Annotated in this window: 21 protein-coding genes; 14 read left to right on the top strand and 7 right to left on the bottom strand. The window is 60.1% G+C overall.

The genetic code is table 11. The features are described from left to right. Positions 1-75 precede the first annotated feature (75 nt). Together TRL7639_RS14330 and TRL7639_RS14335 are read right to left on the bottom strand one after the other, a co-directional pair. Positions 76-273: a hypothetical protein gene (locus TRL7639_RS14330; RefSeq protein ID WP_085796553.1), complete on the bottom strand. Its 198-nt coding sequence runs from the start codon at positions 271-273 to the stop codon at positions 76-78. 94 nt (positions 274-367) lie between these two features. Next, a complete protein-coding gene (locus TRL7639_RS14335) occupies positions 368-565 on the bottom strand; it encodes a hypothetical protein (RefSeq protein ID WP_085796554.1) in 198 nt (65 codons plus the stop codon). Positions 566-925: 360 nt separating this feature from the next. On the opposite strand from TRL7639_RS14335, the gene TRL7639_RS14340 reads away from it, so the two are divergent. Continuing rightward, entirely contained in the window at positions 926-1741 is an 816-nt protein-coding gene (locus tag TRL7639_RS14340) for a lytic transglycosylase domain-containing protein (protein ID WP_085796555.1), read from the top strand. Positions 1742-1814: 73 nt separating this feature from the next. Here TRL7639_RS14340 and TRL7639_RS14345 read toward each other — a convergent pair whose 3' ends face one another. The 3 genes from TRL7639_RS14345 to topA all read right to left on the bottom strand — a co-directional run bounded on the left by TRL7639_RS14345 (position 1815) and on the right by topA (position 5998). Continuing rightward, positions 1815-2444: a CoA transferase subunit B gene (locus TRL7639_RS14345; protein WP_085796556.1), complete on the bottom strand. Its 630-nt coding sequence runs from the start codon at positions 2442-2444 to the stop codon at positions 1815-1817. Next, positions 2444-3166, bottom strand: a complete 723-nt coding sequence (locus TRL7639_RS14350; protein ID WP_085796557.1) for a CoA transferase subunit A — start codon at positions 3164-3166, stop codon at positions 2444-2446. The genes TRL7639_RS14345 and TRL7639_RS14350 overlap by 1 nt, the downstream gene beginning before the upstream one ends. A gap of 135 nt (positions 3167-3301) precedes the next feature. After that, complete coding sequence (topA, locus tag TRL7639_RS14355; protein ID WP_085796558.1) at positions 3302-5998, bottom strand: type I DNA topoisomerase; 2697 nt, start codon at positions 5996-5998, stop codon at positions 3302-3304. A gap of 132 nt (positions 5999-6130) precedes the next feature. Between topA and TRL7639_RS14360 the strand changes: the two genes are divergently transcribed. Further along, positions 6131-6568: a hypothetical protein gene (locus TRL7639_RS14360; RefSeq protein ID WP_110647150.1), complete on the top strand. Its 438-nt coding sequence runs from the start codon at positions 6131-6133 to the stop codon at positions 6566-6568. 3 nt (positions 6569-6571) lie between these two features. On the opposite strand, the gene dprA is transcribed toward TRL7639_RS14360, so the two are convergent. Both dprA and tldD read right to left on the bottom strand, forming a co-directional pair. Beyond that, positions 6572-7717, bottom strand: a complete 1146-nt coding sequence (gene dprA / locus TRL7639_RS14365; protein WP_085796909.1) for a DNA-processing protein DprA — start codon at positions 7715-7717, stop codon at positions 6572-6574. Between the two features lie 173 nt (positions 7718-7890). Continuing rightward, entirely contained in the window at positions 7891-9312 is a 1422-nt protein-coding gene (gene tldD / locus TRL7639_RS14370; RefSeq protein ID WP_085796910.1) for a metalloprotease TldD, read from the bottom strand. 176 nt (positions 9313-9488) lie between these two features. On the opposite strand from tldD, the gene coxB reads away from it, so the two are divergent. The 12 genes from coxB to TRL7639_RS14425 all read left to right on the top strand — a co-directional run bounded on the left by coxB (position 9489) and on the right by TRL7639_RS14425 (position 20554). Further along, entirely contained in the window at positions 9489-10325 is an 837-nt protein-coding gene (gene coxB / locus TRL7639_RS14375; RefSeq protein ID WP_085796560.1) for a cytochrome c oxidase subunit II, read from the top strand. 94 nt (positions 10326-10419) lie between these two features. Further along, a complete protein-coding gene (cyoE, locus tag TRL7639_RS14380; protein ID WP_085796561.1) occupies positions 10420-11379 on the top strand; it encodes a heme o synthase in 960 nt (319 codons plus the stop codon). Beyond that, positions 11376-11540 (top strand): cytochrome c oxidase system small membrane protein, encoded by a 165-nt coding sequence (locus TRL7639_RS23125; protein WP_165759820.1) that lies wholly within the window; start codon positions 11376-11378, stop codon positions 11538-11540. Before cyoE ends, TRL7639_RS23125 begins: the two co-directional genes overlap by 4 nt. Then, on the top strand, positions 11540-12115 hold the full coding sequence (locus tag TRL7639_RS14385) for a cytochrome c oxidase assembly protein (protein WP_085796562.1): 576 nt from the start codon (positions 11540-11542) through the stop codon (positions 12113-12115). Before TRL7639_RS23125 ends, TRL7639_RS14385 begins: the two co-directional genes overlap by 1 nt. 23 nt (positions 12116-12138) lie before the next feature. After that, positions 12139-12951 carry a cytochrome c oxidase subunit 3 gene (locus TRL7639_RS14390; RefSeq protein ID WP_085796563.1) on the top strand — a complete coding sequence of 271 codons (813 nt, stop codon included), beginning with the start codon at positions 12139-12141 and terminating at the stop codon, positions 12949-12951. A 108-nt stretch (positions 12952-13059) separates the two neighbouring features. Continuing rightward, the gene (locus TRL7639_RS14395; protein WP_085796564.1) at positions 13060-13728 is read left to right on the top strand and encodes an SURF1 family protein; all 669 of its coding nucleotides are present in this window, start codon (positions 13060-13062) and stop codon (positions 13726-13728) included. A 6-nt stretch (positions 13729-13734) separates the two neighbouring features. Then, positions 13735-15126, top strand: a complete 1392-nt coding sequence (gene thrC / locus TRL7639_RS14400) for a threonine synthase (protein WP_085796565.1) — start codon at positions 13735-13737, stop codon at positions 15124-15126. Then, a complete protein-coding gene (locus TRL7639_RS14405) occupies positions 15123-16385 on the top strand; it encodes a M16 family metallopeptidase (protein WP_085796566.1) in 1263 nt (420 codons plus the stop codon). The genes thrC and TRL7639_RS14405 overlap by 4 nt, the downstream gene beginning before the upstream one ends. Then, positions 16385-16969 (top strand): GNAT family N-acetyltransferase, encoded by a 585-nt coding sequence (locus TRL7639_RS14410; protein WP_085796567.1) that lies wholly within the window; start codon positions 16385-16387, stop codon positions 16967-16969. Before TRL7639_RS14405 ends, TRL7639_RS14410 begins: the two co-directional genes overlap by 1 nt. Before the next feature lie 85 nt (positions 16970-17054). Continuing rightward, positions 17055-17879, top strand: coding sequence for an MBL fold metallo-hydrolase (locus TRL7639_RS14415; RefSeq protein WP_085796568.1), 825 nt, complete (start codon positions 17055-17057; stop codon positions 17877-17879). Positions 17880-17894: 15 nt separating this feature from the next. Continuing rightward, complete coding sequence (locus TRL7639_RS14420) at positions 17895-19310, top strand: FAD-binding oxidoreductase (protein ID WP_085796569.1); 1416 nt, start codon at positions 17895-17897, stop codon at positions 19308-19310. A gap of 311 nt (positions 19311-19621) precedes the next feature. Continuing rightward, complete coding sequence (locus TRL7639_RS14425; protein ID WP_085796570.1) at positions 19622-20554, top strand: LysR family transcriptional regulator; 933 nt, start codon at positions 19622-19624, stop codon at positions 20552-20554. Positions 20555-20583 lie beyond the last annotated feature (29 nt).

Consider the following 20583-nt stretch of genomic DNA (forward strand, 5'->3'; position numbering starts at 1 on the left):
TCAGATGTCAGCTTTGCCTGACACGCCAACGGCAGCCTTCTGGCTGCTTTCACGATCTAGGGATCGTTGGCTTGATTATTCGCCACCAACCGGGACCGCGACGGTCGAGTTGCTGAGCGAGTTGTTCAATGCGGATGATACATCACCGGTTGGTCCATGAAGCGAGGCAATCGTTGCCCCCGCCAAGCCAACAACGGCTGCGCAAAGGACGACCCAATCTACGGTGACGGCGCCGTTTTCATCCCGAAAGACATTCTTTACTCTTTCCCACATGACATTTCCTCTCTGGGCAGCTTCCTGAGGAACAAAGGGCCGCGTCTTCGTTAAGACGCGGCCCCTCGAAAACTTTTGGCTCTAAGCCGGAATATTATTCGCCGCCAACAGCAGTTGCCACGGTCGAGTTGGTCAGAGCGTTGTTGACGTCGGTCGACAGAGCGCCAGTACCGCTGTTGATGCCCTGATAAGCAACGCCAGCCAGTGCAACAACAGCTGCGGTCAGAACGACCCAGTCAACAGTCACAGCACCGTTTTCGTCTTTGCGGAAGTTTTTGATGAACTTGATCATGGTATGTCCCTCCTAAAGGATCACTTAGATTTGGTTGTCTCAACCCTCGGTGACCTTCGAACCTGCTCTCTCTCGTTGGTCCGTGTCCGCCGTGGTATGAATAGAGTTTTGCCCGTACCGCGTGGCAGGATTTGGGCCAAAAGCAGAATTTTCCTGCCCGAATTTAACATTTCGCTTAGAATTTCCGTAAGGTTTTGATTTTTAACAAAAAGAATTCTGAATTTTTGCTCATTCAACCTATGCGGCGGTGCAAAATGGTGCCAAATGGGGCAAAATCGCCCTATTTCGGCGGGTTTTTCTGGCTTTTGAGCACCTTTTCGGGAAGAAAAAACAAAAAAACATATCAATGAGGCGAGCAGAATGAACCTCAGATTATTTGTATTGGGCGCAACCGCGCTGCTTTTGGCGATTCCAGGTGTCGGATTCTCGCAATCCCCGACGCCGTTCCCTGATTTTCAGGCCAAACGCTTGAAAGCACCGCCCAAAGGCAGCCGTCCCAAGATTACGGTGCAGATCGATCCGACTCAGCAAGTGCGCCCGGCCAAGGCCAAACCGGCCGAAGACGCGCCCGCAGCACAATCTCCAGACGCCCCCGGAAAATATGCCTGGTTCTGGGACAAGGTTTCGCCGGATCTAAGCAAATCTGGCCCGGGGCGGTTAGAAGAGGCGATGCATACTCTGGCCGCAACCGGCGGAGTTTCTGTGCCGCGCCTGCAGTTCATGCAGGACATCGCAAAAGAACGCGGCATCCCGATTCTGCGTTCAACAGTGGGGACAGATGTGTCACCCGCACTGGTCTTGGCCGTGATCGCAGTGGAATCGGCCGGCAAATCAGATGCAGTCAGCGGGGCAGGGGCCCAAGGTCTGATGCAGCTGATGCCCGCGACGGCCGCGCGCTTTGGTGTCAGCGACAGCCTGGAGCCGGACGAGAACATCGCTGGTGGCGTCAAGTATCTGGATTGGCTGATGGGAGAGTTCGGTCACGATCCGATCATGGTGCTGGCCGGATATAATGCGGGCGAGGGGTCGGTGAAACAACACCAGGGTGTGCCGCCGTTCCCTGAGACGCGCGATTACGTGCCCAAGGTGCTGGCCGCCTTTCAGGTCGCGCGTGGGCTTTGTGCCACGCCGCCACAGCTGATCTCGGATGGCTGTGTGTTCACCGGCATGAACTAAACACATCTCGAACCGTCAAAAAGATAAGGCCCGCCGAACTAGGCGGGCCTTTGTCATTCTGTGTTGGGGAAGATCAATCCACGATTGTGGCTTGAGTCGCTGCACGCAGTTCTTCCTCGGTCACGCCATCGGCGGTTTCCACGATCTTCAGACCGCCCTCGACAACATCCATGACGCCCAGGTTGGTGATGATGCGGTCGACCACCGATTTGCCGGTCAGCGGCAAGGTGCATTCCTTCAGCACCTTGCTGTCGCCGTGCTTGTTGGTGTGATCCATCACGACAACCACGCGGCCAACACCGGCCACCAGGTCCATCGCGCCGCCCATGCCCTTGACCAGCTTGCCGGGGATCATCCAGTTCGCCAGATCGCCATTCTCGGCCACTTCCATCGCGCCCAGGATCGCCATGGCGATCTTGCCGCCGCGGATCATCGCAAACGACTGTGCACTGTCGAAATAGGCGGTTTGGGGCAGTTCGGTGATGGTCTGCTTGCCTGCGTTGATCAAGTCGGCATCTTCTTCACCCTCATAGGGGAAGGGGCCCATGCCCAGCATGCCGTTCTCCGACTGCAGCGTCACTTCTACACCCTCGGGGATGTAGTTGGACACCAGTGTCGGAATGCCGATGCCCAGGTTCACATACCAGCCGTCCTGCAGTTCCTGCGCGGCGCGTGCCGCCATTTGGTTACGATCCCAGGGCATTATGCTTCCTCCCGCTGGCGCACGGTGCGCTGTTCGATGCGTTTCTCGTGATCGCCTTGGATGATGCGATGCACGTAGATACCGGGCAGGTGGATGGAATCCGGCTCCAGCGAGCCGGTGGGCACGATTTCCTCGACCTCGACCACACAGACCTTGCCGCAGGTCGCGGCCGGCGCGTTGAAGTTGCGTGCAGTCTTGCGGAACACCAGGTTGCCGGTCTCATCCGCTTTCCATGCCTTGACGATGGCCAGATCGGCAAAGATGCCCTCTTCCATGATGTAGTCTTCCATCGCGCCATCTGGCCCGGTGGGGAACTGCTTCTCCATCTTGCCGTCCGCGATCACGGTGCCCACGCCGGTCTTGGTAAAGAAACCGGGGATGCCCGCGCCACCTGCGCGCATACGCTCGGCCAGGGTGCCTTGGGGATTGAACTCCAACTCCAGCTCGCCAGACAGATACTGGCGCATGAACTCGGCGTTTTCGCCCACGTATGAGCTGATCATCTTTTTGACCTGTTTGGTCTGCAACAGGATGCCGATGCCGAAATCATCGACGCCCGCGTTGTTGGACGCAAATGTCAGGTTCTGTGTGCCTGCATCCTTGATGGCGTCGAGCAGCAACTCGGGAATGCCGCACAGACCGAAGCCACCGGCGGCGATGAACATGCCGTCATGCAGCAGTCCGTCGAGTGCCTCGGCGGCGTTGGCGTAAACTTTCTTCATGGAAAACTCCCCCAATGACTTGGTGATGAGAGGCGTTGTGCCGCCGCGTCACGGTGAAGTCAACAAAGCGCAGGGGGCGCTGGTATTTCTACCTAATCGCGGGGCCGGGCCCAATGGGCTGGCCCCGCAGGCTGATCAGCTTTCGGCGGCTTTCTTGGCCGGAGCCTTTTTTACAGGAGCCTTCTTTGTCGTGGTCTTTTTGGTGGCCGCTTTCTTCTTGGGGGCTGCCTTTTTCTTGGTGCCCTTCTTGGCGGCCTTTTCGTTGACCAGCTCGACCGCCATCTCGACGGTCACATCCTCGGGCTTGGTCTCTTTGGGCAGGGTCGCGTTGACCTTTTCCCACTTCACGTAAGGACCATAACGCCCCTCATAAACGGCCATTACGCCACCATCGGGATGCTCGCCCAGCTCACGCAGGGGCTTGGCTGCCGTACCACGTCCACGACCAGGGTTAGCCCGCTTGTCAGCCAAAAGCTGCACGGCGTGGTTCATACCGATGTCGAACATCTCTTCCCAGGTTTTGACGTTCACATAGGTCGGCTTCTCCGCATCCGGTAGCTTGTGCATGATATAGGGGCCAAACCGTCCCAGGTTGGCGCTGATCTTGCCGCCTTCGGGGTGATCGCCCACATGGCGCGGCAGGCTGAGCAGTTTCAGCGCCTGCTCAAAGGTGGTGTTCTCCTTGGGCCAGCCGCCATGACGCACCTGCGGCAGCGAGCTGCGCTTGGGGCGCTTGTTTTCCGGCGTCACCTCGCCGCGCTGCACATACGGGCCAAAGCGCCCGTCCTTGAGCCAGATTTCGTCGCCTTCGTCCGTGCCCAACAGCTTTTCTTCGCCCTGCGCTCCTTCGCCCGCAATGGGGCGGGTATAGTTGCACTCAGGGTAATTGCCACAGCCGACAAACCCTCCGGTGCGCGAGGTTTTCAGATGCAACTGCCCCGTGCCACACTTGGGGCAAATCCGGGGATCGGTGCCATCCTCACGCGGCGGATAAAGCTGCGGGGCCAGCGCCTCGTCCAGCTTGTCCAACACCTCGGAAATCCGCAGCTCGGACGTCTCGCCAATCGCAGCCGAGAAATCGCGCCAGAACTTGGCCAGCAACTCTTTGTAATCGCTGTCACCCGCGCTGACGTGGTCCAGCTGACTTTCCAGGTTTGCGGTGAACTCGTACCCCACATACTGACGGAAGAAGTTCAGCAAAAAGATCGTGACGATCCGGCCCTTTTCTTCGGGAATCAGGCGGTTCTTGTCCTTGCGCACATATTCGCGGTCCTGAATCGTGGTCACGATCGAGGCATAGGTGGATGGTCGTCCGATCCCCAACTCCTCCATCCGCTTGACCAGAGTAGCCTCGGTATAGCGCGGCGGGGGCTGGGTGTGGTGTTGCAGGGCCAGCACCGCTTCGTTTTCAGACAGGATCGCCTCTTTCGCGATCTTGGCCCCTTCGGTCACCTGCGCCTCGCCGGTTGCCTTGGCGAATTGGTCGGACAGAGATGTCTTGGCGAAAACAGCCGGTTCGCCCTGCATCACCTGCGGCAGGCGCTTGTCGTCCTCGTCCGCAACATCATCGCGGCCCTCTTCATAGACCCGCATGAACCCGTCAAAAAGCACGACCTGCCCGGTGGCGCGCAGGCCCACCTGGCCATCGTCGCTGCCGACCTCAACCGTGGTGCGCTCCAGCCGCGCGGCGGCCATCTGACAGGCAATCGTCCGCTTCCAGATCAGATCATAAAGCTTGCGCTGATCATCCTCGATCCTCAGCTGCGAGGCATCTTTGGTCATATCCGTGGGCCGGATACATTCGTGCGCCTCTTGCGCGTTCTTGGCCTTGTTCTTGTACATGCGCGGGCTGTCGGGCACGTATTCAGCGCCATAGCGATCCGCAATCGCATCGCGCGCCGCCGTCACGGCCTCGGGCGCCATGTCGATGCCGTCGGTCCGCATATAAGTAATGTAGCCCGCCTCATAAAGCCGCTGCGCCGTGCTCATGGTCTGACGCGCGCCCATGCCGAACTTGCGGCTGGCCTCTTGCTGCAGGGTCGAGGTCATGAAAGGCGCCGAGGGGTTGCGGTTCGCAGGCTTCGCCTCAACCGACTGTACGCTCAAGGCACGCGACGTGATCGCCTGCACCGCCAGCTCGGCTTGCGTCGCGTTGGTCAGGTCCATCTTGTCGAGCTTGTTGCCCGCCAGCTTGACCAAACGTGCCTCATAGGTCTGACCGCGCGGGGTGTCGAACAGCGCCTTGACCGACCAGTATTCGACGGGCTTGAAGGCCTCGATCTCCATCTCACGCTCGACGATCAGGCGCAGGCAGACGGATTGCACGCGGCCCGCCGATTTCGCACCGGGCAGTTTGCGCCAGAGCACGGGCGAGAGGTTGAAGCCCACCAGATAGTCCAGCGCGCGCCGCGCCAGATAAGCCTCAACCAGGGGCATGTCGACCTGGCGCGGGTTCTGCATCGCCTCGGTCACCGCGGATTTGGTGATGGCGTTGAACACCACGCGGCTGACGGGGGTGTCTTTTTTGATCGAACGGCGCTTGGTCAGCGCCTCTTGCAGGTGCCAGCTGATCGCCTCGCCCTCGCGGTCGGGGTCGGTCGCGAGGATCAGTTCGTTGTCTTCTTTCAGCGCATCCGCGATGGCTTTGACATGTTTGCGGCTGTCGGTGCCGACCTCCCATTTCATGTCAAATTCGTTGTCCGTATCGACCGATCCATCCTTTGGCGGCAGGTCGCGAACGTGACCGTAGGAGGCTAAGACCGTGTAATCGGAGCCAAGATATTTGTTGATCGTTTTGGCCTTGGCTGGCGATTCTACAACAACTACGGGCATTTAGGGGCAAACCTCATTAAGCGGATACGGCGCGTTCTATGGCCGGGCAAGATGTGGGGTGCAAGGGCCGATTGTCAATCCGTGCCGTTTCGGCGCAGGATTGACGAAGCGTTTTTGGTACAGGGGGCAGGGATGCGTGCGGTTTGGGCATTGGTGATATGGGTACTGCTGGCGGCGTCTGCGCAGGCCTGGACAGAACCCGCACGCGGCAGCCAAACCCGCAGCGATCTGATGAGTGCCGTGCGCCCGCTGGTCGAATGGCAGTTGGGCGCGCCAGTGCAATTTGTGGTGAACGAGCTGCGGGTCGAAGGCGATGTCGCCTATGGGGCTTTGTCGCCGCAAAGACCCGGTGGTGCTGCGATTGATTTGTACTCCACCCCAGCTTACCGGCGCGGCGCGCTGAGTTTTGAGGAACTCGATGGCCTGCGGTTTCATGTGCTCTATCAAAAATCCGGCAGCGTCTGGGTTGCTGTGCAGTGGTCGATGGGGGCGACAGATGTCTGGTGGGCCGCATCAGAATATTGCGCGATCTGGCGTCCTGTGACGCCCGAGGTCTGTCAGGGGTTGTAACCTTCAGTGCGCCAATGACAGCAATCCGCCCGCCTGCCGGTTGATCTTGCCATCAAGCTCCAGATCCACCAGCGCAGGGCCTACATCTCCGGCCGAGGCCTGCAAATCGCGGATCAACTGATCTTCGGCCACGGGTGATGGTCCCAATCGGTTTAGGATCTGGGTGTGCAGCTGCGCGGTTTCCTGCAAGCTGCGTTTTGGCGCAGGGCGCGGGGCCTCTTGCAGGACCTGATCCAGGGCCAACTGTTCGGGTTCCTGCATCGGCAATGCGGCAATCACGTCATCGGCATTGCGCACCAGCTGTGCCCCGTCGCGGATCAACATGTTGCAGCCTGCAGCGCGCGCATCAAAGGGGTGGCCTGGCACCGCCAGAACCTCGCGTCCCTGATCCAGCGCGTCGCGCGCCGTGATCAGGCTTCCGGATTTGGCGGCGGCCTCGACCACGACCACGGCCTGAGACATGCCAGAGATGATCCGATTGCGGCGTGGGAAATGCCGCGCCTGTGGGCGCATGCCCATCGGTTGTTCCGAAATGCGCAGCCCTTGCTGCGCGATATCATTGGCCAGACCGGCATTCTCTGACGGGTAGATCACGTCGACTCCACCTGCCATCACGGCCACGGTGCCTGTCTTCAGCGACGCCAGATGCGCCGCCGTATCAATACCCCGTGCCAGCCCCGACACGATCACATTGTCCTTGGCCCCCAGATCATGCGCCAGCGCCCGAGCCATGCGGGCCCCCAACGAGCTGCAATTGCGGGCACCGACCATCGCGATCATCGGGCGTTGCAGGATCGACAGATCACCAATCGCCCACAACAGCGGCGGTGCATCAGAGATGTCGGCCAGAAATTCGGGATACAAAGCATCGCCCAGGCACAAAAGCCGCGCTTTGACGGCCTTTGCGGCCTTGAGCTCTGCAGTAATGACGCCGGCCGGACAGATTTCATAGTCCTCTTCGCCGGCAGCGCGCGCCACTTCGGGCAACGCGGCAAGCGCGTTCTGCGCTTTGCCATGCTCGCTCAGAAGCCGCCGAAACGTTGTCGGCCCGACCCGTCGCGAGCGCAAAAGACGGAGCCACGAAAACCGATCCTCTTCCGTGGTGGGTGGGAGTGGGGGGTGATTGGAAGAATGCTGTTCCTCGGTCATCCTGTGCTCCGCCTTGTTGCAAAACCGGTTTAGCGCGGACGGGGTTAACAGCTCGTGAATCAACGCAAATTCTCGATAGTTTTTTCCGAAATTTTTCGGATGAGCGTTAATGACCATAAAAAACAGGGGCCTAAAGCCCCTGTCCTGGGCCGTGTTGAACGGCATCTAGCGAATCAAGCGGCCGAGCCGCCCACCGTCAGCCCGTCCATCAGCACAGTGGGCTGGCCAACGCCCACGGGCACCCATTGGCCGTCCTTGCCGCAGTTGCCCATGCCGGGATCCAGCGCCATGTCGTTGCCCAAACCCCGAATGCGCTTGAGTGCCGAAGCCCCATCCCCGATCAGGGTCGCACCCTTCACAGGTGCGCCGATCTTGCCGTTTTCGACGCGATACGCCTCGGTGCAGGAGAAGACAAACTTGCCATTGGTGATGTCCACCTGACCGCCGCCAAAACCCACGGCCCAGATGCCATCCTTGATCTGCGCCACCAGATCGGCCGGGTCGGCATCGCCGCCCAACATATAAGTGTTGGTCATGCGTGGCATCGGTTTGTGGGCATAGCTTTGGCGCCGCCCGTTGCCGGTGGGGTCAACTCCCATCAGCCGCGCGTTCTGCCGGTCCTGCATGTATCCCACCAGAATGCCGTCTTCGATCAGCGTGGTCTTGTTCGATGGCGTGCCCTCGTCATCCACGGTGATCGAGCCGCGTCGGTCCGGGATGGTGCCATCATCCAGCACGGTCACCCCCTTGGCGGCCACCTGCTGTCCCATCAACCCTGCAAAGGCCGAACTGCCCTTGCGGTTGAAATCCCCCTCCAGCCCGTGACCGATGGCCTCGTGCAACAGAATGCCGGGCCAGCCGGGGCCAAGCGCCACCTCCATCACGCCTGCGGGCGCAGGGACTGCCTCAAGGTTTACCAAAGCCACCCGCAGGGCCTCGCGCGCCTTGGCCTGCCAATCCATCGGGTTAATCAACCCGTCCAGCCCCACACGTCCGCCGCCCCCGGCGCTGCCGGATTCGCGACGGCCACCTTGCTCCACGATCACGGACACATTCACGCGGGTCATCGGGCGCACGTCGCGCACATGCACCCCGTCGGGGCGCAGAATCTCGACCTCCTGCAACGACGCGGCCAGCGACGCCGACACTTGAACCACCCGCGAATCCAGATCGCGGGCAAAAGCGTCGATCTCGCGCAGCGTCTCGATCTTGACCGGAAAGGAGGCAGATTCGATCGGATCGGCGTCCGTATATAGATGTGTATTGGTGCGGGCAGGGGCCTCGGCCAGGGTGCCGCCGCCGCCGCCCACGGCAAGGCGCGCGGTTTCCGCCGCGCGTTTCATCGCGGGGATCGATACCTCGGTCGAATGGGCATAGCCGGTCACGTCCCCCTGCACCGCGCGCAGCCCGAACCCCTCGGACGCATCATATGACGCCGACCGCAGCCGCCCGTCATCAAACACGAGGGATTCGGATTTTCGCCGCTCTACAAAGACTTCTCCGTCATCGGCCCCATCGGTTGCCCCTTGCAGGACAGACAGGGCGTCATCCATGGGAAGAACGGTTTCAAAAGGTCGAAAGGTGTCCTGGGACATGCGCGGGGCCTCGTTCATTTGATCCAGATCAAAAATAGCGTCTGTTTGACGCAAGCATTTTGCTTTATCTGCCACCCGGAATATGATTTTTAGCGTCGACAAAGACAATGGGAGCGGTGCGTTTTGATTCACCGTGCCCCGTCAGGGACAAAAAGATCAAACGATCAGGACACGAAATGAAAAACCTTTTCACGCTTACGGGGCTGTTTGCCACACTTCTCAGCCTGCCCGCCGCGGCGCAAGATCTGGAAATCATCGGCAAGCCCGTCGACGGCGCCATGGGCTTTCAGCCCGCAGCAACCGGTCTGGCCTCAGAATTGCAGTGGCTGGACAACCTGCTTTTGATCATTATCACCGTGATCTGTGTGTTTGTTGCCGGGCTGATCCTTTACGTGATCCTGCGTTTCAACCGCCGCGCCAACCCCAACCCGTCGTCGTTCACCCACAACACGCCGATCGAAATTCTGTGGACCATTGGTCCGATCTTGATCCTGGTGTTCATCGGCGCATTCAGCCTGCCGGTGCTGTTCAACCAGCAGGAAATCCCCGAAGGTGACATCACCATCAAGGTGACAGGCTACCAGTGGTACTGGGGTTATGAGTATGTCGATCACGAGTTCGGTTTTGAGAGCTTCATGCTGGGCCGTGAAGGTCTGGAAGACGCCGGTTACAGCCAGGACGAATACCTGCTGGCCACCGACACCGCCGTTGTTGTGCCCGTTGGCAAAACTGTCGTGATGCAGGTGACCGGTGCCGACGTGATCCACTCGTGGACCATCCCGGCCTTTGGCGTGAAACAGGACGCGGTTCCCGGTCGTCTGGCCGAACTGTGGTTCAACGCCGACAAAGAAGGAATCTACTTCGGTCAGTGTTCCGAGCTTTGCGGCAAGGACCACGCCTATATGCCGATCACCGTCAAAGTGGTCAGCCAAGAGGCCTATGATGAATGGCTGAAGGGCGCGATCGAAGAGTATGCGGGCGTTCCGCAGGCCTATCAGGTCGCCTCGAACTAAGTCGGATGGGGTGTGTCCTGCACACCCCGACGCACCCGAACGTGACAAGTAAGGTGCGCCACGCGGCGCATTTTTCGCCCCCGAAGGACCCAAGATGACCGACGCAAGCATCAACGCCAGCACCCAGAGCCAGACCCAAGGCTATGAGGACGAGGCCAGCTTTGGCGACTACTTCGCGCTGCTGAAACCGCGCGTGATGTCCCTTGTCGTGTTCACCGCCTTTGTGGGTCTGGTGGCGGCACCGGTGTCCGTACACCCGGTGATCGGTTTCTGCGCCATCCTGTTCATTGCCATTGGCGGCGGTGCGTCTGGCGCGCTGAACATGTGGTGGGATGCGGACATCGACCGCGTGATGAAACGCACCAAAGGTCGTCCGATCCCGTCGGGCAAAGTGCAGGAAGGCGAGGCGTTGAGCCTTGGTCTGGCACTGTCGGGTCTTTCGGTGATCATGCTGGCGCTGGCGACCAATGTGTTTGCCGGCCTGTTCCTGGCCTTCACCATCTTTTTCTACGTCGTCATCTACTCGATGTGGCTGAAACGCTCGACCCCGCAGAACATCGTGATCGGTGGCGCGGCGGGTGCGTTCCCGCCCGTGATCGGCTGGATCGCTGCAACTGGTTCGATGGCGGTCGAAGCCTGGCTGATGTTTGCGCTGGTGTTCATGTGGACCCCACCGCATTTCTGGGCGCTGGCGCTGTTCATGCGCTCGGACTATGACGATGCGGGCGTGCCGATGCTGACCGTGACCCACGGTCGCCGCGCCACCCGCGTGCACATCCTGGTCTATACCGCGCTGCTGGCCCTGCTGGCCGTTGGCGCCGCGTTCTCGGACATCGGTGGCCCGACTTATCTGGTGGTGGCTGCGGTCATGAACGCCATGTTCCTGCACGGCGCCTGGAAGATCTCACGCCGCAACGAGGACGACTCCGAGGCCGACAATTTCAAGGTCGAGCGCAGCTTCTTCAAGCTCTCGCTGCTTTACCTGTTCCTTCACTTTGGCGCGATCCTGGTCGAAGCCGTCCTGAAACCCTATGGTCTGGGAGGCTGGTCATGAGCCTGCGCAAAGAGCATGAACTGCACGGCCGTCGTTTTGGCCGCAACCTGGGCGTTGGCCTGACGCTGGCCGCTTTCATCGTGATCGTGTTCAGCCTGACCATCGTCAAGGTCTCGCGCGGTGATTTCCAGATGGTCCCCAACACGCAGGTGCAGAACTGATGGCGATGAGCGGTCCTCAAAAAACGGTTCTTCAGACCGTTAGTGTGGTTGTCCTGATGGGCGGCTTGGCCTGGGCTTCGGTGCCGTTTTATGACTGGTTCTGCCGGGTCACCGGATTTGGCGGCGTCACGGGCGTGGCCGAAACCGGGTCTGACACCATTCTGGACCAAACCATCAAGGTTCGCTTCGACGCCTCCAAAGACCGCGACATGCCGTGGGAGTTCAAGCCCGTCGAGCGCACCATGGAGGTGCGCATCGGCGAGACCGGGCTGGCGTTTTATGAGGCCTACAACCCCACCGACCGTCCCGTTGCAGGGCAGGCGTCCTACAACGTGACGCCCTATGCCGCTGGTGGGTATTTTGACAAGATTCAGTGCTTCTGTTTTGAGGAACAGGTGCTGCAACCAGGTGAACGGGTGCAAATGCCCGTGACCTTCTTTGTCGATCCCGAAATTGTCGAGGATCGAGAAGCCAAGTATGTGCATACGATCACGCTGTCGTATACATTCCACGAAATTGATCTGCCCGAGGGCTACGCCGCCCTTGATACAAAAGCAGACAATCAAACGAACTAAGCCGCTAGGTGAGGGACACTTAAATGGCACACGCTAAAAACCACGACTACCATATTCTACCGCCATCGATCCTGCCTCTGCTGGGCGCGATCGGCGGCTTTATCATGCTGTTCGGCGCTGTGCTGTGGATGCACGGCATCACGCCCTACATGTTCTGGGGCGGCCTGGTTCTGGTGCTCTACACCATGTACGACTGGTGGTCCAAAGTGGTGCAAGAAAGCCGTATCGGCGATCACACCAAGGTCGTGCGCATCGGTCTGCGCTATGGCTTCATCCTGTTTGTCATGTCAGAAATCATGTTCTTCTTCGCGTGGTTCTGGTCGTTCTTCAAACACGCCATGTACCCGATGCAGGAATACACTGGCACTGAATACGTTCAGCCCGACATCCATGTTGTCGACGCCTTCCACCTGCCGCTGATCAACACCGTTGTTCTGCTGCTCTCGGGCTGCGCCGTCACTTGGGCCCACCACGCGCTGGCACATGACAATGACCGCAAGGGCCTGATTCAGGGTCTGGCAATCGGCATTGTCCTGGGCGTCTTCTTCACCTTCCTGCAGGCGTTCGAATACTACGAGCTGCTGGCCCACGAAGGCTGGAAGTTCGGCGACGACATCTTCTACTCGAACTTCTTCATGGCAACCGGTTTCCACGGCTTCCACGTTCTGATCGGCACCATCTTCCTGCTGGTCTGCTTGGCCCGTGCGGGCAAGGGCGACTTCACCCCCGAACAGCACGTTGGCTTTGAGGCCGCCGCCTGGTACTGGCACTTTGTTGACGTTGTCTGGCTGTTCCTGTTCTTCGCCGTTTACCTCTGGGGCCAATCGGTTCTGTAATTAGGGGCGTCGAGCGGTTGCAAAACGGCTGACAACACGTAACAAGCACAGCGCGCGGGCAGGTCCCGGGCGCTGTTTTCGTATCACCACGCGCGCACAGGGCACATCATGGGCCGTTTCCTCTTTCTGCTGATCATCGTGGCCGCGGGCCTCGGGGTTCTGCTGTATCTGGGCACCTGGCAGGTGCAGCGCCTGGCCTGGAAAGAGGGCGTGCTGGCCGAGATCGAGGCCCGCATTGCCGCCGACCCCGTCGCCGTCCCTGATCAGATCGACCGCGAGCGTGATCGCTATCTGCCGGTCACCGTGACCGGAGCGATGTTGCAGGGGGAAATCCACGTTCTTGTCTCGGTCAAACGCGTTGGCCCCGGATACCGCATCCTTGCCCCGTTTGATGATGGCACCCGCGTGATCATGATCGACCGCGGCTTTGTCCCGCTGGACGACAAGAACACCCCCCGCGCCATTGGTCCGATGACGATCACTGGCAACCTGCACTGGCCGAACGAGGTCGACGAGTATACCCCCGAACCGGACGTCGAGGGAGAGATCTGGTTCGCGCGCGAGGTCGACATGGCCTCGGTCGTTTTGGGCACCGATCCCATTCTGCTGATCGCAAAGTCCAAAACCGACCCGAATGTGACGCCCTTGCCGGTCGACACCAGCGGCATTCCCAACGATCACTTGCAATACGCCATCACTTGGTTTGGCCTCGCCCTGGTCTGGGCCGCCATGAGCGTGTTTTTCCTGTGGCGCACCCGCGCCCGTACAGAGAGCTAGAGAGCGATGAAATACATCTCGACCCGGGGCCAAGCGCCCGAGCTGACATTCGAAGAAGCCATGCTGACCGGCCTGGCGCGCGACGGTGGCCTGTATGTGCCCGCCGAAATTCCGACGATGACCAAGGACGAGATCGCCGACCTCGCAGGCAAATCTTATGAAGAGGTTGCTTACCGCGTCATGCGCCCCTTTGTGGGCGACAGCTTCTCGGGTGATGAGTTCCGCGCCATCATTGACCGCGCCTATGCAGTGTTCGGTCATGACGCCCGCGCGCCTTTGGTGCAGCTCAACGAAAACCACTACCTGCTGGAACTGTTCCACGGGCCCACGCTGGCGTTCAAAGACTTCGCAATGCAGCTGATCGGTCAGCTGTTTCAGGTGGCCCTGAAACGTCGCAATGACCGCGTGACCATCGTTGGTGCCACATCGGGCGACACCGGTTCGGCGGCGATGGAGGCATTCAAGGGCCTCGATGCGGTCGACGTCTTCATCCTGTTCCCCGATGGGCGGGTGTCCGAAGTGCAGCGCCGCCAGATGACCACGCCGCAGGAAAGCAACGTCCACGCGCTGGCGCTGGATGGGGATTTCGATGACTGCCAGGCGGCTGTGAAAGAGATGTTCAACGATTTCGGCTTCCGCGATGGCGTCAAACTGGCGGGTGTGAACTCGATCAACATCGCGCGCGTGCTGGCGCAGGTGGTCTATTACTTCACCTCTGCCGTCTCGCTGGGGGCCCCGCACCGCAAGGTCAGCTTTACCGTGCCCACCGGTAACTTTGGTGACATCTTTGCAGGCTTCATCGCCAAGCAGATGGGCCTGCCGATCGACCGTTTGGTCGTGGCGACCAATCAGAACGACATCCTGCACCGCTGCCTGAGCGGGCAGGGCTATCACAAGGGCGAGACGATCCCCTCGATCAGCCCGTCGATGGACATTCAGGTCAGCTCGAACTTTGAGCGCGCGTTGTATTTTGCCTATGGCCGCGACGGCAACGCCGTGGCGCAGCTGATGGATGAACTCAAATCCGGTGGCGGGTTCGAGGTCAGTCGAGGCGCGATGGAAGCCTTGGGTGAGCAATACGACTCGGGCCGCGTCAGTGAAGACGAGACACTGGCGACGATCAAATCGACACTGGCGTCGAGTGGCGAGCTGCTTTGCCCGCACTCGGCTGTTGGTGTGATGGTGGGCGAGGCGCAACGCGACGCCGCCATCCCGATGATCACCCTTGCCACCGCACACCCGGCCAAGTTCCCCGCAGCGGTCGAAGAGGCCAGCGGTGTACATCCGCCTCTTCCCTCTCGCATGTCTGATCTATATGAACGCTCGGAACGGATGACCCGCGTTGCCAATGATCTGGGCGTCCTGCAATCCCATATCAAAGAGCATATCGCCAAGTGACAGTAAGACAGGACCAACTGAGCAACGGTTTCCGGATCGTCAGTGAACATATGCCGGGGCTGCAATCGGCCTCGATCGGGATCTGGGTTGCCGCAGGCGCCCGTCACGAGCGCATCGAGCAGAACGGCATCGCGCATTTCCTTGAGCATATGGCGTTCAAGGGCACCAAACGGCGCAGCGCCTTGCAGATCGCCGAGGCGATCGAGGATGTGGGTGGCTATATCAACGCCTACACCTCGCGCGAGGTGACGGCGTACTATGCCCGCGTGCTCAAGGCCGACGTGCCGCTGGCGATGGACGTGATTGGCGACATCGTGATGAACCCGGTTTTTGATCCCAAAGAGATCGAAATCGAGCGCGGCGTGATCCTGCAGGAAATCGGTCAGGCGGCGGACACGCCCGACGATGTGATCTTTGACTGGCTGCAGGAAGAAAGCTATCGCGACCAACCCCTGGGCCGTACTATCCTGGGGCCAACCGAGCGGGTCAGCAATTTCACGCGCGAGGATCTGTCTGGCTTTGTTGCCGAGCACTATGGCCCCGAGCAGATGATCCTGTCCGCAGCCGGTGCCGTGGACCACGACATGCTGGTCAAACTGGCGACCGAGATGTTTGGCCACCTGCAACCCCGCAAGGGCCTGATCGCTGACGCTGCGCGGTTCACCGGCGGTGAGGCACGGCAGCTCAAGGATCTGGAACAGGCGCATTTTGCTTTGGCCCTGGAAAGCCCCGGCTATCGCGACGACCAGATCTATACCGCGCAGATCTATTCCAGCGCTTTGGGCGGCGGCATGTCGTCCCGTCTGTTCCAGGAGGTCCGCGAAACCCGTGGCCTGTGCTATACGATCTTTGCCCAGACCGGCGCTTATGCCGACACTGGCGCCACCACGATCTATGCCGGCACGTCTGGCGAGCAGGTCGCGGAACTGGCCGGGATCACCATTGATGAGATGAAGCGCGCCGCTGATGACATGTCGGATCAAGAGGTCGCCCGCGCCCGCGCCCAGATGAAGGCCGGGATGCTGATGGGACTGGAAAGCCCCTCCAATCGTGCCGAACGTCTGGCCCGCCTGGTGCAGATCTGGGACGAGGTGCCCTCGCTTGAGGATACGGTCGCCCGGATCGATGCGGTCACCACGGACGATGTGCGCGCCTTTGCCGAGCAGATGGCCGTCCGCGCCCCCGCAGCGCTGGCGGTCTATGGCCCGGTTGATGCGGCGCCGTCGCTGGAGGAGTTGCAGCAGAGGCGCGCCGCCTGATGCTTCTGTCCAAGCGCAAGCTGAAGATCGAGACCGAACGTCTGAGCCTGCGCCCGCCGGTGCATTCGGACTTTCGCGAATGGTCCGCCTTGCGCCGGTCCAGCGAGGCCTACCTGACCCCGTGGGAGCCCAGCTGGGCCCCCGACCACCTGACCCGCAAGGCCTTCACCAACCGGGTCTATTGGGCGCAACGCTCGGTCTCGGGTGGCACTGCGATCCCACTGTTTCTGTTCCGGCGCGAGGACGACCGCCTGATGGGCGCGATCACGCTGGACAACATCCGACGCGGGCCTGCACAGGCGGGCACGCTGGGGTATTGGACCGGTCAGGCCTATGCGCGCCAAGGCTTTATGCGCGAAGCCATCGGTGCGATGCTGCATTACGCCTTTGCACGGCTCGACCTCAGCCGGATCGAGGCGGCCTGTCTGCCCGAAAACGCGGCCTCTCGCGGGTTGCTTGAAAGCTCGGGCTTCAAATACGAAGGCGTGGCGCAATCCTATCTGCAGATCGGAGGGCGCTGGCGGACGCATGTTTTGTACGCCTCGCTGCGCAGCGACCGGCGTGGGAAAACCGACGTTGGTTGATTGGGGTTTCACCCCAAACCCCAGAGTATTTCCAAAAGGGTGAAGAACAGGGTGACTTGAGGCTCATCTGCGCTAGACTTCGCACATGCGGTGGATTTTGGCAGGGATCTTGAGTTTGGTGGCGGCAGTTGCGGGTGCGCAGGAGCGGCGGCCGAGCCATTGTATTGCAATCGCAGATGCCGCGCCCGGTCTTGAATATCTGCACAAGGCCAGCTGGCAAGATCCCGTACCGAAGTATTCCGTCCGGATCAGCTATATCGCCCATGCTTCGTTTCTGTTGCAGACCCATGGCGGGCTAAGCGCTGTGACCGATTTCACGGGCTTCATCGGCAATGTCGGTCTGATCCCCAATGTGGTCACCATGAACCATGCCCATGAAACCCATTGGACCGCCTTTCCTGACCCGGCGATCAAACACCCCCTCAATGGGTGGGGGCCGTTTGGCGAGGGGATCGAGCATCATCTGGATCTGGGCGAGATGCTGATCCGCAACGTCTCGACCGACATCCGCTCGCAATTCAGCGGGGTCGAACCAAAGGGCAATTCGATCTTTGTGTTCGAAGTCGAGGGGCTGTGTATCGGCCATCTGGGCCACCTGCATCACATGCCAAGCGACGAACAGTTTGCCGCCCTTGGTCGGCTCGACGTGGTAATGGCGGCAGTGGACGGGGGGTCAACACTTGCGCTGCCGGAGATGATCAAGGTGATCAATCGGCTCAAGTCGTCGATTGTTATTCCCATGCATTGGTTTGGCGACTATACGCTTGGGGCGTTTCTTGTCGGAATACGCGAAGAATTCGATGTGCGGCGCGACTGGATAAGCGAGATAGAGGTTTCCCTGGCAACCTTGCCCGACCGCCCCACGGTGATCGTGCTCGAGCCCAAATACCTGATTGAACCTGACGACTAGCTCTTGAGGATTGGCATGACTTTGAACGCGGCGGATGAGGCATTTGCAACGCGGTTGAGCACCCTTGTGCCCGAAGATGTGCTGCGCCCGGCTGAGGCACGCTATGCCCAAGACCCGCGCGGTCGCCGAGAAGGGCAAGTAGGGGTTCTGGCCCTGCCGCGCGACGTACATCAGGTATCAGCCTTGGTCAAAGCCGCAGCAGAGGCACGCGTGCCGGTTCTGCCTTATGGCGGCGGCACTGGTTTGGTGGGCGGGCAGGTGGCCTGGGATGGGCCTGCACCGCTGGTGATATCACTGGAACGCATGTCGGCGATCCGGGGCGTCTATCCGACCGAGAATGTACTGGTGGCCGAGGCGGGCGCGGTGCTGGCCGATGTTCAGGCTGCGGCCGAAGCCGAGGACCGGCTGTTCCCCCTGTCTCTGGCTGCCGAAGGGTCCTGCCGCATCGGCGGTAACCTGTCGACCAACGCAGGCGGGGTGAATGTGCTGCGCTATGGCAATGCGCGCGATCTGTGTCTGGGGCTTGAGGCGGTGCTGCCCAACGGCGAGATCTGGCACGGCCTGACCCGGCTTCGCAAGGACAACACTGGCTATGACCTGTGCAACCTGCTGGTGGGGGCCGAGGGGACGCTGGGGATCATCACGGCGGCGGCGCTGAAACTGTCACCGGTGCCGGTGGGGCAGGGCACGGCGATGATCGTGGTGCCGTCTGCTGCTGCGGCGCTGGATCTGCTCGCATTGGCGCGCGCGATCGTGGGCGACGGCGTCAGCGCCTTTGAGTTGATCCATCGGCAAGGGCTGGAGTTTTTGGCCGAGGTGCTGCCAGACGTCCGCCAACCCTTTGCCGAGCCGCCCGAATGGTGCGTGTTGATCGAACTGGGCCTGGCAGCCGGGCTGAACCCCGCGCAGATGCTGGAGCAATTGTTCGAACAGGCGGTAGAGCAAGACCTGGCGCTGGACGGCGTGATCGCGCAGTCACAGGCGCAGCGGCATGAGCTGTGGACCGTGCGCGAGCACATTCCCGAGGCCAACCGCCTGATAGGGTCCATCGCCAGCCACGACATTTCTGTTCCGATCTCTTTAATCCCCGAGTTTGTGGCCGAGGCGGGTAAGCGCCTCGCAGCGAAGGGTGATTTCCGCATCAACGCCTTTGGCCATGCGGGCGACGGCAACCTGCACTACAATATCTTCCCGCCCAAGGGGCAGTCTCGTGACACGTACAAGCCCATGGCCGCCGACCTGACCCGCATCGTGCATGACCTGGTGCACGAGATGGGCGGCTCGATCAGTGCCGAGCATGGCATCGGGCGACTCAAGGCGGCGGATCTGGAACGCTATGGCGACCCGACCAAACTGGCGGCGATGAGGGCGATCAAAACCGCCCTCGACCCCCTGGGCATCATGAACCCCGGCGCGGTATTGCGAGCCTAATCAAAAGTGGACGGCGAGCCGCCAACCCATGCGACAAATGTCGAAACGCCTCTGGAACATCCCTGAGGTGACAGGCTTTGTGAGCGTTTCCACCCGAAGATTTCTTCGAGAGCAACATAATTTCCCAAAAGCAGGCGTTGGTATGGCTCTGAGCAACGGCCGCTATGCGGGACAAACCAGACTGTGCCCCCGGCCAAACTAAGGTCTGCTCACCACACACTTTGCGGACAGAGCCACGTGATCGAAGTGTGTTGTCCTCCCGATTAAAGTTGCTGAAAAATCGGAGCCGTGCATGATCATGAAAACTGATCATGAGGTTAAAAGTGATAAAAAGCCAAATCACACTTAAGCAGCTCGAAGCCTTTTCTTTTGTTGTAGACATGGGAACTTTCAGAGCGGCCGCCGGTGCCCTTGGCACAACTCAACCCAACATCTCATCGCGGATCTCTGCATTGGAGGCCGCTTTAAATGTCACGCTTCTTTATCGCGATGCTGGTTCCGTGCGTCTAACTACCAAAGGCAAAGAGCTTCTTGAGCGGACTCGGGACGTACTTCGGGCGGGAGAAGCGTTGCTGGAAGCGGCGGGTCGGCAGGAGCTGATCGAGGAACGTTTGCGGCTTGGTGTAACAGAACTGGTCGCCTGCACCTGGCTTCAATCCTTCCTGCGCCAGTTGCGGCGGGAATATCCCAACCTTCGGGTTGAACTTCAAGTCGACTTGTCTCGCCAGATCGAAGAGCGTTTACGAGAGGGGCAGCTCGACCTTGCTCTACAGAATGGCCCGTTTACGTCACGGGCGACAGGCGAACGAACGCTATCCAGCGAAACATATGTTTGGGTGGCGAACGAAGAGGTTGCAAAAAGCCTTGGGGGCGGAGAGTCGGTCGGGCGTTTCTTTAAGCGAGCTGTCTTGACCCATGCGCGTCACACTACCGCGGGGAATGCCTTGCATGAATTGGCGAAGGAGCGCGGCTATGACGCGGGCAAGATCGTTCACTCCAGCGCGTTGTCCGCCTGTCTGCCGATGGTCAGCGAGGGGATGGGTGTAGCGCTTCTCCCAAAATCGCTGGTTCAAGGCGAATTGGACGCGGGTCGGTTGAAGTTACCAAACGCCGATTGGATTGCCCCGCCCCTGGCCTTCTTCGCCCGCTTCAATGCGGATCGCGCCCCACGTTTTATCGAAAAGGCGAGTGATATTGCAGGCAACATTAGGCCGCCTGCAAAAGAAGATAATAAAAATCTATAGGGTGTAGAAAATCAATTGATTTGATTTCT

The organism is Falsiruegeria litorea R37 (assembly GCF_900172225.1).
Lineage (GTDB): Bacteria > Pseudomonadota > Alphaproteobacteria > Rhodobacterales > Rhodobacteraceae > Falsiruegeria > Falsiruegeria litorea.